The following is a 14,214-nucleotide window of genomic DNA, read 5'->3' as shown; positions in this document are numbered from 1 at the left end:
CCTCACGCCCCCGAGTGCGCCTCCAGGAACGTGTAGACGTCCGAGTCGTCCACCCCCGGGAACGACCCCGACGGCAGCGGCGACAGGATGTGCGCGTGCAACCGCGCGCTCGGCCACGCCTTGCCCGCCCAGTGCCCGGTCAGCTCGGTCGCCGGACGCTTGCAGCACGACTCGTCCGGGCAGCGGGACTCGGCGCGCGCCGTCGTCTCCCGGCCGCGGAACCACTTGGCCTGGTCGAACGGCACCCCGACGCTGATCGAGTATCCGCCGTCGGCCGTACTGCCCGTCTGCGTCGAGCACCAGTACGTGCCCGCCGGGGTGTCGGTGTACTGGTAGAACTCCGTCGTCCGATTGGTCCGAGCGAACGCGTTGCGCGCGCCCCACTTGCGGCAGACCACCTGGCCCTCGATCGACCCGGTGACATCGGTCGGTAACGGGAGTCCGTCGTTCTCGTAGCCCTTGTAGAGCGTCCCGTCGTCGCCGACGCGCAGGAAGTGCAGCGTCATGTCCAGGTGCCGGGTCGCCAGGTTCGTCAGCCGCAGCGCCGCCGCCTCGTGGGTGACGCCGAACGCGTCGCGGAAGTCCTCGACGGCGAGGTCCTTCTCCTTCTTCGCCTGCTGCAGGAACGACACGGCCGCGGCCTCCGGCATCAGGCAGCACGCCGCGAAGTAGTTGATCTCCAGCCGCTGCCGCAGGAAGTCCGCGTAGCTCGCCGGGCGCTCGTGGCCGAGCAAGCGGTGCGCCATCGCCTGCAGCGCCATCGAGCGGAGGCCGTGGCCGCCCGGGATGGAGGCCGGCGGCAGGTAGATGCGGCCGTTCTCCAGGTCGGTGATCGAGCGGGTGGAGCGCGGGAGGTCGTCCACGTAGATGAGCTCGAAGCCGAGCTGCTCCGCCATCACGCTCACCTCGCGGTGCGTCAGCGCGCCGCGGACGTGGCCAGACGCGCGGACGCGCTCCTCGGCGAGGACCTCGATCTCGGCGATGTAGTTGTTCTGCCCGCGCATCCGCTCGCGCAGCTCGGTGTTCGCCCGCCGCGCCTCCTCGGGCGTCGCGATCGCCTCGCTGGCGCGCCGGGCGAGCTCGCGGTGCAGGCCGACGAGGGCCTCCAGCGTCTCGGTCGGCGTGCCCTTCGTCGGCTTGACGGCGGGGAGGCCGAGCGAGCCGTAGAGGGAGCCCTTCTGCGCGCGGGAGAGCTCGATCTCCAGTGCGGCGCGGGCGTCCGGCGGCTCGGCGGACAGCAGCTCGGCGAGCGGGACCCCGAGCGCGGTGGCCAGCGTGCCGAGCAAGGAGACGCGCGGCTCGCGCTTGCCGTTCTCGATCAGGGAGAGCTGGCTGGCGGCGACCCCGGCGGCGGCGCCGAGCTCGTCCAGGGTCAGCCCGCGCTGGGTGCGGAAGTGCCGGATGCGGTGCCCGAGCGTGGCGACGTCGGCGGTGGCCGGCTCGGTGGCGAGGGAGTCCATCCCTTCACGATAGCGAAAGAATCCCGATTCTTTACGGTCAATTTCTCGCCCGGGGTCATGATTCCTGCCCGATCCTGGATTCACACCCGATCTTTCCTACCGAGAGGACGACGGAATGTCCATCGCCGAGCTCCCGCTGACCGACCAGGCGCACGACGCCGACGCCGACCACGAGACGCACGCGTACCCGGCGGCCTCCACCCCGGCCCCGCTCCAAACGCCTGCGACCGCATCGACCGCATCGACCGCACCGACCCGCCCGACCGGTCTCGCCGGCCTGCGCGCCTGGGTCGCCGAGATCGCCGACCTCACCCAGCCCGAGAGCATCGTCTGGTGCGACGGCACCCCGGGGGAGGCCGACCGGCTCACCAAGCAGCTCGTCGCCGAGGGCAAGCTCATCCGGCTGAACCCGGAGTGGCGTCCGAACAGCTTCCTCGCGCGCACCGACCCGGGCGACGTCGCCCGCGTCGAGGACCGCACCTTCATCTGCTCCCTCACGGAGGAGGACGCCGGCCCGACCAACAACTGGCGCGAGCCGGAGGCCATGCGCGCCGAGCTGCGCGGGGTCTTCGCCGGCAGCATGCGCGGCCGCACGATGTACGTCGTCCCGTTCTCGATGGGGCCGCTCGGCGGTCCGATCTCGCAGGTCGGCGTCGAGCTGACCGACTCCGCGTACGTCGCCGTCAGCATGGGCCTGATGACCCGCGTCACCAGCCGGGTGCTCGACCTCATCGACGCCGGGCAGCCGTGGGTGCCGACCGTGCACAGCGTCGGCGCTCCGCTGATCGACGACGCCGGGGTGCGTCACGAGGACGTGACCTGGCCGTGCAACACGACCAAGTACATCGTCCAGTTCCCGGAGACGCGGGAGGTCTGGTCGTACGGCTCCGGCTACGGCGGCAACGCCATCCTGGCCAAGAAGTGCTTCGCGCTGCGGATCGCGTCGGCGATGGCGCGCGACGAGGGCTGGCTGGCCGAGCACATGCTGCTGGTCAAGGTCACCTCGCCGGAGGGCCGCGCCTTCCACTTCGCGGCGGCGTTCCCGTCCGCGTGCGGCAAGACGAACCTGGCCATGCTCCGGCCGACCATCCCGGGCTGGAAGGTCGAGACCATCGGTGACGACATCGCCTGGCTCCGGCAGGGCGCTGACGGGAGGCTGCGCGCCATCAACCCCGAGGCGGGCTTCTTCGGCGTCGCGCCGGGGACGGGCGAGCTCACCAACAAGACCGCGGTCGAGACCCTCTGGGGCAACACGATCTTCACCAACGTGGCGCTCCGCGACGACGGCGACGTGTGGTGGGAGGGCCTCACCGAGACCCCGCCCGAGCACCTCATCGACTGGCAGGGCAACGACTGGACGCCCGAGAGCGGGCGCCCGGCCGCTCACCCCAACTCCCGCTTCACGGTGGCCGCTGCGCAGTGCCCCACCATCGCGGACGACTGGGACGCCGTGGACGGCGTGCCGATCGACGCCATCCTGTTCGGCGGACGCCGCGCCACCAATGTGCCGCTCGTGGCGCAGGCCCGCAACTGGACGCACGGTGTGTTCATCGGCGCGACCATCTCCTCCGAGAAGACCGCCGCGGCCGAGGGCACGGTCGGCGAGCTACGCCGCGACCCGTTCGCGATGCTGCCGTTCTGCGGCTACAACATGGCCGACTACTGGGGCCACTGGCTCGAGGTGGGCGAGAAGCTCGGCTCGAAGGCGCCCGCGGTTTTCCAGGTGAACTGGTTCCGCAAGGGCGACGACGGCCGCTTCCTCTGGCCCGGGTTCGGCGAGAACTCGCGCGTCATCGAGTGGATCGCCCGCCGGGTGGAGGGCGCCGCCGGCGCCGTGTCGACGCCGATCGGCCGCCTGCCGCTGGTGGAGGAGCTCGACCTCGACGGCCTCGACCTGCCGGCTGAGGACGTCGCCGAGCTCTTCGAGGTCGACCCCCAGAGCTGGCTCGCCGAGTGCGACCTCACCGAGGAGTACTTCGAGCGCTTCGGCTCCCGCCTGCCGGCCGCCCTCCGCGCCGAGCTCGCCTCCCTCCGCTACCACCTGAACGCGTAACAAACCGCCGAGTACGCAGATTGTCTGCGTACTCGGCGGTTTTCGCTCGATTATTCGCGTGCTCGGCGGCTGCTCGGTGGGTGGGTTAGACGAGGAGTTGGTGTTTGGCGAGGTCGCGGTAGAGGGGGGTGCTGGCGACGAGTTCGGAGTGGGTTCCCACTCCGACGACGCGGCCGTGGTCGAGGACCACGATCTGGTCGCTGTCCACGACGGTGGAGAGCCGGTGGGCGATCACCAGGAGCGTGCGGTCCTCCGCGACGGCGTCGATGGCCTCCCGCATGAGCTGCTCGTTGCGGCCGTCGAGGCTGGAGGTCGACTCGTCCAGCAGCAGCACCGGGGGAGCGGCGAGCAGCGCGCGGGCGATCGCGAGGCGCTGCCGCTCGCCGCCGGAGAGCATGATGCCGTCCTCGCCGACCGGCGCGTCCAGGCCGAGCTCGCTGCGCTCCAGCACCTCGGTGAGGTTGACGGCGTGGAGGACGTCGATGCACTGCTCGTCGGTCGCGTCGGGGGTGGCCAGCCGCAGGTTGTCGCGCAACGAGCCGGCCAGCACCGGAGCGTCCTGCTCCACGTAGCCGATGTTGGAGCGCAGCGCGACGCGGTCGAGCGTGCGGACGTCCATCCCGCCGAACCGCACCTGGCCGGCCTCCGGGTCGTAGAACCGCTCGATCAGCGCGAGGATGGTCGACTTGCCCGCACCGGACGGCCCGACCAGCGCGGTGCGCTTGCCGCGCGGCACCGTGAAGCTGACGCCGTGCAGCACGCCCCCGTGCGTCGCGGCGGGAGCGCCGGCGCCGAGGCCGGCTGCGGCCTCCGCCTCGGCCACCACGTCCACGCCGCCGAGCGCGCCGAGGGCGATCCCCTCGGCGTCCGAAGGAGCAGCGCTCGCCGGGGACGGCTCGGCGACCTCCGGCGACGACGGGTAGGCGAACGCCACGTCCACGAACTCGATCGCCGGCGCGTGCGGCGCGAGCGCCTCGTTCGCAACGCCGACGGTCATCCCGAGCGGCGCGATGTCGCGGTCGAACTGGTCCTCCGTCGGGAGGTCGAGGATCTCCTGGATGCGCCCGAGCGCCCCGAGCGCCGAGTTCACCGCGGTGATCGCCCCGAACGCCTGGCCCAGCGGCAGGATCATCATGAACAGGAAGAGGATGAACGCGACCAGGTTCGCCACCGTGATCGCGCCGCTGGCGACGCGGAAGCCGCCGACGCCGAGCACCACCAGGAACGACACCTGCATCGCGATGCCCGCCACCGGCACGACCAGCGCGGAGACCTTCGCGACCTGGATGCCCATCTTCCACGCGCCGGTCGCGTCCGCGTCCACCGCAGCGATCTCGCGGTCCGTCGCGTTCGCCGCCCGGATCGTGCGCACCGAGCTGATCGCCCGCTCCACCGCCGCTGCCAGGTCGCCCACCTTGGTCTGCGCCTTCTGACTGGCGACGCGGATCCGGCCCGACAGCAGCGTGACCACGACGATGGAGACGGCGACCACGAGCACGGTCAGCCCGAGCAGCACCGGGTCGATGATGAGCATGGCGATGAGCGCGCCGATGAACGTCAGCGCGCCGCCGATGGCCTCCACGAGTCCCTGCGTCAGCACGGCCCGCAGCAGCGTTGTGTCCGAGCCGACCCGCGACACTAGGTCGCCGGTGCGCCGGGTGTCGAACTCGCTGATCGGCAGGCGCAGCATCCGGCCCACCAGCTTGCGCCGCGACGACAGCACGACGCCCTCGCCGGTGCGCTGCAGGAGGTAGTGCTGGTAGCCGGAGATGAGCGCGGAGACCACGACGAGCGCGACGAGCCCCCAGACGATCCCGTTCAGCGGCTGGCCCTTGCCGACGATCGTGATGACCTGGCTGACCAGCAGCGGCTGGGCGAGGCTCGCCGCGGCGCCGAGCACGCTCAGGACGACGACGAACGAGAGCACGCCCCTGTGCTCCAGCAGGTAGGGGAGGAGCTGGCTGAACCGCGCGCGCGGTCCGGTGTCCGGCTCCCGCCGCGCGAAGGGCGAACGGCGGCGTGGAGCGGCGGTGTCGGTGCTCGCCGTGGTGTCGGTACTCATGGGGGTTCCTTCGACAGGAGTTCGGGATGCTGCTTCGACCGTACTTCCTGCGGGCTTCCGGTTTGCTGACACCGACGAAATGTCCGCCGTCCGGGCTACAGTGCTGAACTATGCCGACGTCCGTCATCACCGCCGCCGACCTCGTCAAGAAGTACAAGGACTTCCCGGCTGTCGACGGCATCAGCTTCGAGGTCGAGCCGGGGGAGTCGTTCGGGCTCCTCGGCCCCAACGGCGCGGGCAAGTCGACCACCATGCGGATGATCGGCGCGGTCTCCACGCGCACGGCGGGCGACCTCAGCATCCTCGGGCTCGACCCCGACCGGTACGGGCCCGAGATCCGGTCGCAGCTCGGCGTGGTGCCGCAGTCCGACAACCTCGACACCGAGCTGCGGGTGCGCGACAACCTCATCGTCTACGGGCGCTACTTCGGCCTCCCGTCGGCCCGGGTGCGCCAGCGCGCCGACGAGCTGCTGGCCTTCGCGCAGTTGGAGGACAAAGCCAAGGCGAAGGTCGACGACCTCTCCGGCGGCATGAAGCGGCGGCTCACCATCGCGCGGGCGCTCATCAACGACCCGCGCATCCTGCTCCTGGACGAGCCGACCACCGGGCTCGACCCGCAGGCCAGGCACATCCTCTGGGACCGCCTGTTCCGGCTCAAGGAGCAGGGCACGACGCTGGTTCTCACCACGCACTACATGGACGAGGCCGAGCAGCTCTGCGACCGCCTCGTGGTGGTCGACAAGGGCACGATCATGGCCGAGGGCACGCCGGCGTCCCTCATCCGGCAGTACTCGACGCGCGAGGTGCTGGAGGTCCGCTTCGGCTCCGAGCGCAACGCCGAGGTCGCGCAGCGGCTCGACGGCGTCGGCGAACGGGTCGAGGTGCTGCCCGACCGCATCCTCGTCTACAGCGACGACGGGGAGGCCGAGCTCGCCCGGCTGACCGAGCGCGGCCTCCACCCGCTCACCAGCCTCGTGCGCCGGTCCAGCCTGGAGGACGTCTTCCTGCGGCTCACCGGGCGGAGCCTGATCGAATGAGCACCGCGGCCTCGGTCGAGGACGGCACGCGGGCGGCGCTCGCCGCCTCGGGGCGGCCGCGCCGGTTCGGCGCCTGGTACGTCGCCGAACATCGCTTCCGGGTGATGCGCTCCTACCTCCAGACCCTCCTCGTCACCGGTTTCGGCAACCCCTTCCTCTATCTCTTCGCGATGGGCGTCGGGCTCGGGAGTCTGGTGAGCTCCCACCTGGGGCCGACCGCGGTCGACGGCGTCAGCTACCTGGCCTTCGTCGCCCCGGCGCTGCTCTGCACGGCCGGCGTCACCGTCGCGAGCGAGGAGTTCACGTATCCGGTCCTGCTCGGGTTCAAGTGGAATCCCACGTTCATCGGCATCAGCGCCTCCCCGATCACGGCGGGGCAGATCATCGACGGCGTGGTCATTGCCGTGGTGGCCCGGCTGCTCGGCACGAGCGTCGTCTATTACGCGTTCATGCTGCTGTTCGGCGCGGTGCCGAGCCCGTGGGGTTGGCTCGCCATCCTGGTCGCGACGCTCGGCGGCCTGGCGTTCGGCGCTCCGGTGATGGCGTACGTCGCGACGATCGAGCAGGACACCGGGCAGATCGCGATGCTGCTGCGGTTCGTCCTGCTGCCCATGACGCTGTTCTCCGGGACGTTCTTCCCGCTGGCCGCCATGCCCGTGTACCTGCAGTGGATCGGCTGGATCTCGCCGCTCTGGCACTCCACCGAGCTCGCCCGCGTGTTCGCCTACGGCTACGCCGAACCGCTCTGGCTCAGCATCGTGCACGTGGTCTACCTGGCGGCGCTCTTCGTCGTGTTCTGGCTGTGGGCGCGCCGGATCGCCGGGCGGAGGCTGAACAAGTGACCACCACCCGCGCCCCGCTGGCCGAGACCGTCTCCCGGTCGCGCCCGCTGCGCGCGCTCTACGCCGGCAACGCCCGTTCGGTGATGCAGCGCGGCTGGTCCGCCACCCGCAGCACGAACTGGCTGGTCATCGTCTCCGGCTTCTTCGAGCCGATCTTCTACCTGCTCTCGCTCGGCATCGGATTCGGCAGGCTCGTCGGCGACGTCACGACCTCCGGCGGCCAGCAGGTGCCGTACGCGGCCTTCATCGCGCCGGCCCTGCTGGCGACCGCGGCCATGAACGGAGCCGTGTACGACTCCACCTGGAACGTGTTCTTCAAGATGCACTTCGCCAAGCTCTACGAGGGGATGCTCTCCACCTCCCTCGGCCCGCTGGACGTCGCGCTCGGCGAGATCCTGCTCGCGCTGCTGCGCGGCGCCCTCTACGCGGTCGGCTTCATGATCGTGATGCAGGTGCTCGGCCTCAACCTGTCCTGGTGGGCGCTGCTCGCCCTCCCCGCGGTGCTGCTGATCGCGTTCGGCTTCGCCAGCTTCGGGATGGGCATCACCAGCTACATGAAGACCTTCCAGCAGATGGACTGGATCAACTTCATCCTGCTGCCGATGTTCCTGCTGTCGGCGACCTTCTACCCGATCACGGTCTACCCGGCCTGGATCCAGTCGATCATCATGGCCCTCCCGCTCTGGCACGGGGTGGAATTGGTGCGCGGCCTCACGACCGGCGCGGTCGACCCCGGGATGCTGTGGCACGTCCTGTACTTCGCGGTGATGGTCGCGCTCGGCCTGATCCTCACGACCCGCCGACTGCGGGCGCTGTTCCTGGACTGACTCAGCTCACGTTCTCGGTGAACTCGATATCGCGGGTCTCCTTCGACAGCAGCAGCGCGACGAGCGTCAGCGCGGCCGCCGCGGAGAGGTAGACACCCACCCAGACCGTGCTGCCGCCGCCGATCGTCCACAGCCACACCGCGATCGTCGGCGCGACCGCCGCGCCGAGCACGCTGGCCAGGTTGTATGCGATGGCGGAGCCCGTGTACCGGACGTTCGTCGGGAACAGTTCGGGCAGCTCCGCACCCATCGGCCCGAAGGTGAGCCCCATGAGCGTGAAGCCCACGATGAGCAGCGCCATCGTGCCGACGAAGCCGCCGGCGAACAGCGGCACGAACAGCAGGCCGAAGACGATGATCCCGATGGTCACCCAGATCAGCGTCGCGCGGCGGCCGAAGCGCTCGGCCAGCGGACCTGCGACCAGCGTGAAGACGCCGAAGAACACCACACCGATGATCAGCATGACCAGGAACTCGTTGCGGGCGTAGCCGAGGCCGGGCACGAACCCGGCGGCCGAGAACGTCTTGCCGGCCTTCTCTGCGGCGGCCTGGGCGGCCCCCGGGGTCGCGGCGGTCGTCCCGTAGGTCAGGGTGAAGGCCGTCATCAGGTAGAACAGCACGTAGGTCGCCAGCATGATGAACGTGCCGAGCACGATCTGCCGCCAGCTCGTGCGGAACACCCGCGCCAGCGGGAGCTTCGCCACCTCGCCGGTGTCGACGACCTTCTGGAAGGCCGGCGTCTCCACCAGCTTCAGCCGCACGTACAGGCCGACGATGACGAGCACCGCGCTCAGCAGGAACGGCACCCGCCAGCCCCACGCCGCGAACTGCTCGGCGTCGATCGAGAGGCTGAGCACCAGGAACAGCAGGTTGGCGACGATGAAGCCGATCGGCGCGCCGAGCTGCGGGAACGTCCCGTAGATAGCCCGCTTGCCCGCGGGTGCGTTCTCGGTGGCGAGCAGCGCCGCACCGCTCCATTCGCCGCCGAGCCCGAGGCCCTGGCAGAACCGCATGACGACGAGCAGGAACGGCGCCCAGAACTCCCAGCCGGGCACGTGCGCGGTCGGGAGGCAGCCGATCAGCACCGTGGCGATGCCCATCGTCAGCAGCGAGCCGACGAGGGTGCCCTTGCGGCCGATCCGGTCGCCGAAGTGGCCGAACAGGATGGAGCCGACCGGACGGGCGATGAACGCGACGCCGAACACGGCGAAGGACGACAGCAGGGCGGCCGTCGGGTCCTCGCTGGTGAAGAACAGCGACGGGAAGACGAGCACCGCGGCGGTGGCGTAGACGTAGAAGTCGTAGAACTCGATCGAGGTGCCGATGAGGCTCGCGAGGATGACGCGACCGCGGGTGTTGACAGGGGCGGGAGAAGTGACGGAGGCCGTCGTTGACATGCGTGTAGGACTTCCGGTGACGTGACGAGGAGCCGCAGAGCGTGTGCGTCGGTCGGGCGTCGCGCGGGCGGAGAAGGGGGAACGGGACGCTTGTGGCGTCCCTTTCACCTTATGCCGCTCGCGCGGCCCGGCCGAATCGGAGCGCTCGGACCGCTCGATAGGCTGGAGGCATGGAAACCCTTTTCGCCGTCCTGCACGTCGTGTCCGCTGTGTTCATCGTGGGGCCGATGGCCATCCTGCCGATGACGGCGATGCGCGCGGTGCGGGCCGGCAACGCCGGCCAGGTGGCGGTGCTCGCGAAGTCGACCAACCTGCTCGCGCTGCTGTCGGTGCTGGTGGTCTTCTTCGGCTTCGGCGTGATGGGGCTGGCGGACAAGAAGTACGACCTGAGCATCGCAACGCCGTGGATCCTCTGGTCGATCGTCCTCTACGTCGTCGCGCTCGGCCTGACGCTGTTCCTCGTCGTGCCGACCATGCGCCGCGCCGCCGAGTCCCTCCAGCGCGCCGAGTCCCTCCAGGCCGCCGGCGCCGCGCAGGCCGGCGAGGCCGCGACGGCGGCGCCGTCGAAGTACCCGGCGATCGCGGCCGGCTCCGGCGTTGCCAGCCTGCTGCTGGTCGCCGTGGTCGTGCTGATGGTGTGGAAGCCGTAGGGCTTCCATACCCCGACCGTCAGCCGCGCAGCTCGCGCAGGGCGATCGCGGTCACGAGCGCCGCGTGTGCGGCCTCCTCGCCCTTGTCCTCTTTGGAGCCGGGGAGGCCGGCGCGGTCGATGCCCTGCGCCTCGTCGTCCAGCGTGAGCACGCCGAAGCCGACCGGCTTGCCGGTGTCCAGCGCCACCCGGGTGAGGCCGTCGGTCGCGGCCGAGGAGACGTACTCGAAGTGCGGCGTGCCGCCGCGGATGATCACGCCGAGCGCGACCACCGCGTCGGCGCCGGACTCCAGCGCCGCCTTGCTGACGACCGGGAGCTCGAAGCTGCCCGGGACGCGCACGAGCGAGTAGTCCGCGCCAGCGGCCTCCAGGGTGCGGGTCGCGCCCGCGATCAGGCCGTCGGTGATCTGCTCGTGCCAGGTGCCGGCGACGATGACGACCCGCAGGCCGCTCCCGTCGACGGCCTCGGCTGCGTTGGGCGCTCCGGCTCCACTCATCGTGCTGTCCTCTCCGCCGCGACGGCGGCTTCGTCGTCCGATTCGATCTCGTCGATCACGTGACCCATGCGGTCGCGCTTGGTCTCCAGGTAGCCCTCGTTGAACACGCCGACGCCGACGACGAGCGGCACGCGCTCGTCGACCGTGATCCCGTGCTCCTCGAGCTGGCGCACCTTCTCGGGGTTGTTGGTCAGCAGGCGCACCGACTCGACGCCGAGGTCCTGCAGGATCGCGGTCGCCGCGCCGTAGTCGCGGGCGTCGATCGGCAGGCCCAGCGCCAGGTTGGCGTCGAGGGTGTCGAGGCCGTCCTCCTGGAGCTTGTAGGCGCGCAGCTTGTTGATCAGGCCGATGCCGCGGCCCTCGTGCCCGCGCAGGTAGACGACGACGCCGCCCTCGCGCTGGATGGTGGCGAGCGCCGCGTCGAGCTGCGGCCCGCACTCGCACTTGAGCGAGCCGAACGCCTCGCCGGTCAGGCATTCGGAGTGCACCCGCACGAGCGTGCCCTCCGCGGCGGGCGTGCCGGAGACGATGGCGACGTGGTCCGCGCCGGTCATCCGATCGCGGTAGGCGCGCATCCGGAACGTGCCGTTCGTGGTGGGGACGCTCGTCTCGACCTCGAAGATCACCCGCGACGACTCCGGGATGGGCGCGGGGGAGGCGAGCTGCTGGTCGCAGTGGAACTCCTGCAGATACGCGATCAGCGCCTCGATGGTCACCACGAGGACGCCTTCGCGCTCGCCGAGCTCCAGCAGGCCGGGCAGCCGCATCATCTCGCCGTCGTCGGCGACGATCTCCGAGATCGCGCCGACCGGGGTCAGCCCGGCGAGCTTCAGCAGGTCGACCGCCGCCTCGGTGTGGCCGTCGCGCTCCCGCACGCCGCCGTCCACCGCGCGCAACGGCATGATGTGGCCGGGCCGGTGCAGGCTCGCGGGCGTGGACTCCGCGTCCGCGAGCACGCGGAGGGTGTGCGCACGGTCGGCGGCGCTGATGCCGGTGGACAGGCGGTCGGCGGCGTCGACGCTCACGGTGTAGTTGGTGCCGCGGGCGTCCTCGTTGTTGACCACCATCACCGGCAGCTCGAGGCGGTCGGCGATCTCGTTCGTCATCGGGGCGCAGATGAAGCCGGAGGAGTTCTTCACCGTCCAGGCGATCCACTCCTGGCTGGCGAACTCGGCGGCGATGACGACGTCGCCCTCGTTCTCGCGGCTCTCGTTGTCGACCACGATGACGGGCCGGCCGGCGCGCAGCTCGGTGAGGGCCTGGGGGATGGTGGCGAGCGTCATGACGCACTCCGTTCTGTCAGCGTCTGGGTGGCGGCTGCGGTGTCGGTGCCGGCCGCGGTGTTGGTGCCGGCCGCGCTGCCCGTGTCGATCGGGGTTTCGGGGGAGAAGCGGGCGGCGAGGTCGGGTTCGAGGGCGAGCATCCGCTCGACGTGCCGGGCGAGGATGTCGGTCTCGATGTTCACGCGGTCGCCCGGCACCCGGTCGCCGAGCGTGGTGGCGGCGAGGGTCTCGGGGATGAGCGAGACCTCGAACCAGCCGTCCTCGCGGCCGCCGCCCACGTCGCTGACGGTGAGCGAGACGCCGTCGATCGCGATGGAGCCCTTGCGCGCGACGAGCGGCGCGTGCGCCGGGTCGAGGCTCAGCCGGACCACGCGCCAGGCGCTGCCGTCCTCGAGGGAGAGGACGGTCGCGGTGCCGTCGATGTGGCCTTGGACGATGTGTCCGCCCAGCCGGTCGCCGACCTGCGCCGCCCGCTCCAGGTTCACCCGCCGGCCCGGTGCGACGTCGTCGAGCGTGCTCATCTCGAGCGTCTGAGCCATCACATCGGCCGTGAACGTCTCGGCGTCCTGGTCGACCACGGTGAGGCAGACGCCGCTGACCGAGATGGAGTCCCCGTGCCCGGCGTCGCTGACGGCGAGCGGGCCGCGCACGGTGATCCGCATCGCGTCGGCGCCGCGCTCGACGGCGACGACCTCGCCCAGCTCTTCGATGATTCCGGTGAACACGCTCACGCCTCCTGGTGGATGGTCGGGACGGGCACGGCCCGCAGGTAGAGGTCGCCGCCGAGTCGCTCGACGTTGAGGATGCGCAGCTTGCGCTGGTCGCCGATGGTCTCCGCGCCGATGTCGCCGAGCGCGAGCTTCGGGCCGCCGAGCAGCGACGGCGCGAGGTAGATGGCGTACTCGTCCACGAGCCCCGCCGCGACGAACGCGCTCGCGAGCGTCGGGCCGCCCTCCACGTAGACGCGGCGGAAACCGCGCTGGTGCAGGTCCGCGACCACCTCGTGGAGGTCGTGGGTGCCCTCGAAGATCACCGGGTGCGGGTGCCGGAACACCGCGGCGTCCTTCGGCACCGCGCGCGTGCCGACCACGACCGGCGTCGGCTGCGTCGCCAGCAGCTCGCCCGCGTCGCCGCGCGCGGTCAGGCTCGGGTCGTCGGCGAGCACGGTGCCGGTGCCGACGACGATCGCGTCGGAGGCCTCCCGCTGCTCGTGCACGCGCTGCCGGGCGGCGGCGCCGGTGATCCACCGGCTGGTCCCGTCGGCGGCGGCCGTGCGGCCGTCGAGCGTGCTTGCCCATTTGACGGTGATGTGCGGCCGGCCGAGGCGCGCGGCGGTCAGCCAATCACCGAGGAAGCGCTCCGCCTCGTCCGCGAGCACGCCGCCGACCACCTCGACCCCGGCCTCCCGGAGCCGCTCGGCCCCTCCGCTCGAGTGCCGGCCCGGGTCGGCGACCGCGTAGACCACGCGGGCGACCCCGGCGGCGATCAGCGCCTCCGAGCACGGCCCGGTGAGCCCCCAGTGGTTGCACGGCTCGAGCGTCACCACGGCCGTCGCGCCGCGCGCGCCGCCCTCGGGCAGCCGGCTCAGCGCGTCGACCTCCGCGTGCGCGGTGCCGGCGCCGCGGTGGAAGCCCTCCGCGATCGTGCGCCCCTCGGCGTCGAGGATCACGCAGCCGACGCGCGGGTTCACGCCGGTGGCCGGGCCGCCCTCGGCGAGCCGCAGCGCGGTGCGCATCGCCGCTTCCCAATCTCCAGTCCGGGTCATCCGGGCGTCGTCCTGTCTCTCGTTGCCGTCGAGACGTGGTGCCGGGGTCGCTGGAGCCGAAAGCTCGCGTTCGCGGCGGTCGGAAACACGGACCGCCGACGTGCGCCTCCCATCCGGACTGAGCGCCCAGGCTCTCGCCTGCACGCATTACCGTCGGTGCCGGAATTCCACCGGCTCAGCAGGGGGCTCTCGCCTCCCGCTCGCGGACTATCACCGCCGGTTCGGACTCTCACCGACCCCGGAGCACGTTCTTCTGTTGTCGAGTGTAGATCAACGCCGGAACGGGGGAACTATTCCCGGACACATGGGGACATCGAGAGGGAGGTCGGTGGGGAGTTGTAGG

The 14,214-nt window shown here is 71.1% G+C and carries 12 protein-coding genes; 5 read left to right on the top strand and 7 right to left on the bottom strand.

The features are described 5' to 3' along the window. Positions 1-2: 2 nt before the first annotated feature. Positions 3-1,460, bottom strand: a complete 1,458-nt coding sequence (locus tag ABIA36_RS03430; RefSeq protein ID WP_369960868.1) for a helix-turn-helix domain-containing protein — start codon at positions 1,458-1,460, stop codon at positions 3-5. 115 nt (positions 1,461-1,575) lie between these two features. Here ABIA36_RS03430 and ABIA36_RS03425 point away from each other — a divergent pair, with 115 nt between their 5' ends. Then, complete coding sequence (locus ABIA36_RS03425) at positions 1,576-3,513, top strand: phosphoenolpyruvate carboxykinase (GTP) (RefSeq protein WP_369960867.1); 1,938 nt, start codon at positions 1,576-1,578, stop codon at positions 3,511-3,513. Positions 3,514-3,598: 85 nt separating this feature from the next. On the opposite strand, the gene ABIA36_RS03420 is transcribed toward ABIA36_RS03425, so the two are convergent. Next, positions 3,599-5,575: an ABC transporter ATP-binding protein gene (locus ABIA36_RS03420; RefSeq protein WP_369960866.1), complete on the bottom strand. Its 1,977-nt coding sequence runs from the start codon at positions 5,573-5,575 to the stop codon at positions 3,599-3,601. Positions 5,576-5,685: 110 nt separating this feature from the next. On the opposite strand from ABIA36_RS03420, the gene ABIA36_RS03415 reads away from it, so the two are divergent. The 3 genes from ABIA36_RS03415 to ABIA36_RS03405 are packed head-to-tail and all read left to right on the top strand — an operon-like array spanning position 5,686 to position 8,281. Beyond that, positions 5,686-6,612, top strand: a complete 927-nt coding sequence (locus ABIA36_RS03415; RefSeq protein WP_369960865.1) for an ABC transporter ATP-binding protein — start codon at positions 5,686-5,688, stop codon at positions 6,610-6,612. After that, complete coding sequence (locus ABIA36_RS03410) at positions 6,609-7,454, top strand: ABC transporter permease (protein ID WP_369960864.1); 846 nt, start codon at positions 6,609-6,611, stop codon at positions 7,452-7,454. Before ABIA36_RS03415 ends, ABIA36_RS03410 begins: the two co-directional genes overlap by 4 nt. After that, entirely contained in the window at positions 7,451-8,281 is an 831-nt protein-coding gene (locus ABIA36_RS03405; RefSeq protein WP_369960863.1) for an ABC transporter permease, read from the top strand. The genes ABIA36_RS03410 and ABIA36_RS03405 overlap by 4 nt, the downstream gene beginning before the upstream one ends. Before the next feature lies 1 nt (position 8,282). Here the strand turns inward: ABIA36_RS03405 and ABIA36_RS03400 are convergent, their stop codons facing one another. Then, positions 8,283-9,677 (bottom strand): MFS transporter, encoded by a 1,395-nt coding sequence (locus ABIA36_RS03400; protein ID WP_369960862.1) that lies wholly within the window; start codon positions 9,675-9,677, stop codon positions 8,283-8,285. A gap of 170 nt (positions 9,678-9,847) precedes the next feature. On the opposite strand from ABIA36_RS03400, the gene ABIA36_RS03395 reads away from it, so the two are divergent. Next, a complete protein-coding gene (locus ABIA36_RS03395) occupies positions 9,848-10,327 on the top strand; it encodes a DUF2269 family protein (RefSeq protein WP_369960861.1) in 480 nt (159 codons plus the stop codon). Positions 10,328-10,346: 19 nt separating this feature from the next. Here the strand turns inward: ABIA36_RS03395 and ribH are convergent, their stop codons facing one another. The 4 genes from ribH to ribD are packed head-to-tail and all read right to left on the bottom strand — an operon-like array spanning position 10,347 to position 13,841. After that, positions 10,347-10,823 carry a 6,7-dimethyl-8-ribityllumazine synthase gene (gene ribH, locus ABIA36_RS03390; RefSeq protein WP_369960860.1) on the bottom strand — a complete coding sequence of 159 codons (477 nt, stop codon included), beginning with the start codon at positions 10,821-10,823 and terminating at the stop codon, positions 10,347-10,349. Further along, positions 10,820-12,106 (bottom strand): GTP cyclohydrolase II, encoded by a 1,287-nt coding sequence (ribA, locus tag ABIA36_RS03385; protein WP_369960859.1) that lies wholly within the window; start codon positions 12,104-12,106, stop codon positions 10,820-10,822. Before ribA ends, ribH begins: the two co-directional genes overlap by 4 nt. Continuing rightward, positions 12,103-12,831 carry a riboflavin synthase gene (locus tag ABIA36_RS03380; RefSeq protein ID WP_369962068.1) on the bottom strand — a complete coding sequence of 243 codons (729 nt, stop codon included), beginning with the start codon at positions 12,829-12,831 and terminating at the stop codon, positions 12,103-12,105. Before ABIA36_RS03380 ends, ribA begins: the two co-directional genes overlap by 4 nt. Positions 12,832-12,833: 2 nt before the next feature. Continuing rightward, a complete protein-coding gene (ribD, locus tag ABIA36_RS03375) occupies positions 12,834-13,841 on the bottom strand; it encodes a bifunctional diaminohydroxyphosphoribosylaminopyrimidine deaminase/5-amino-6-(5-phosphoribosylamino)uracil reductase RibD (protein ID WP_369960858.1) in 1,008 nt (335 codons plus the stop codon). Between the last annotated feature and the right edge of the window lie 373 nt (positions 13,842-14,214).

Source organism: Leifsonia sp. EB34, from assembly GCF_041260585.1.
GTDB lineage: Bacteria > Actinomycetota > Actinomycetes > Actinomycetales > Microbacteriaceae > Leifsonia.
This window is presented reverse-complemented; position numbering and strand designations above follow the sequence as displayed.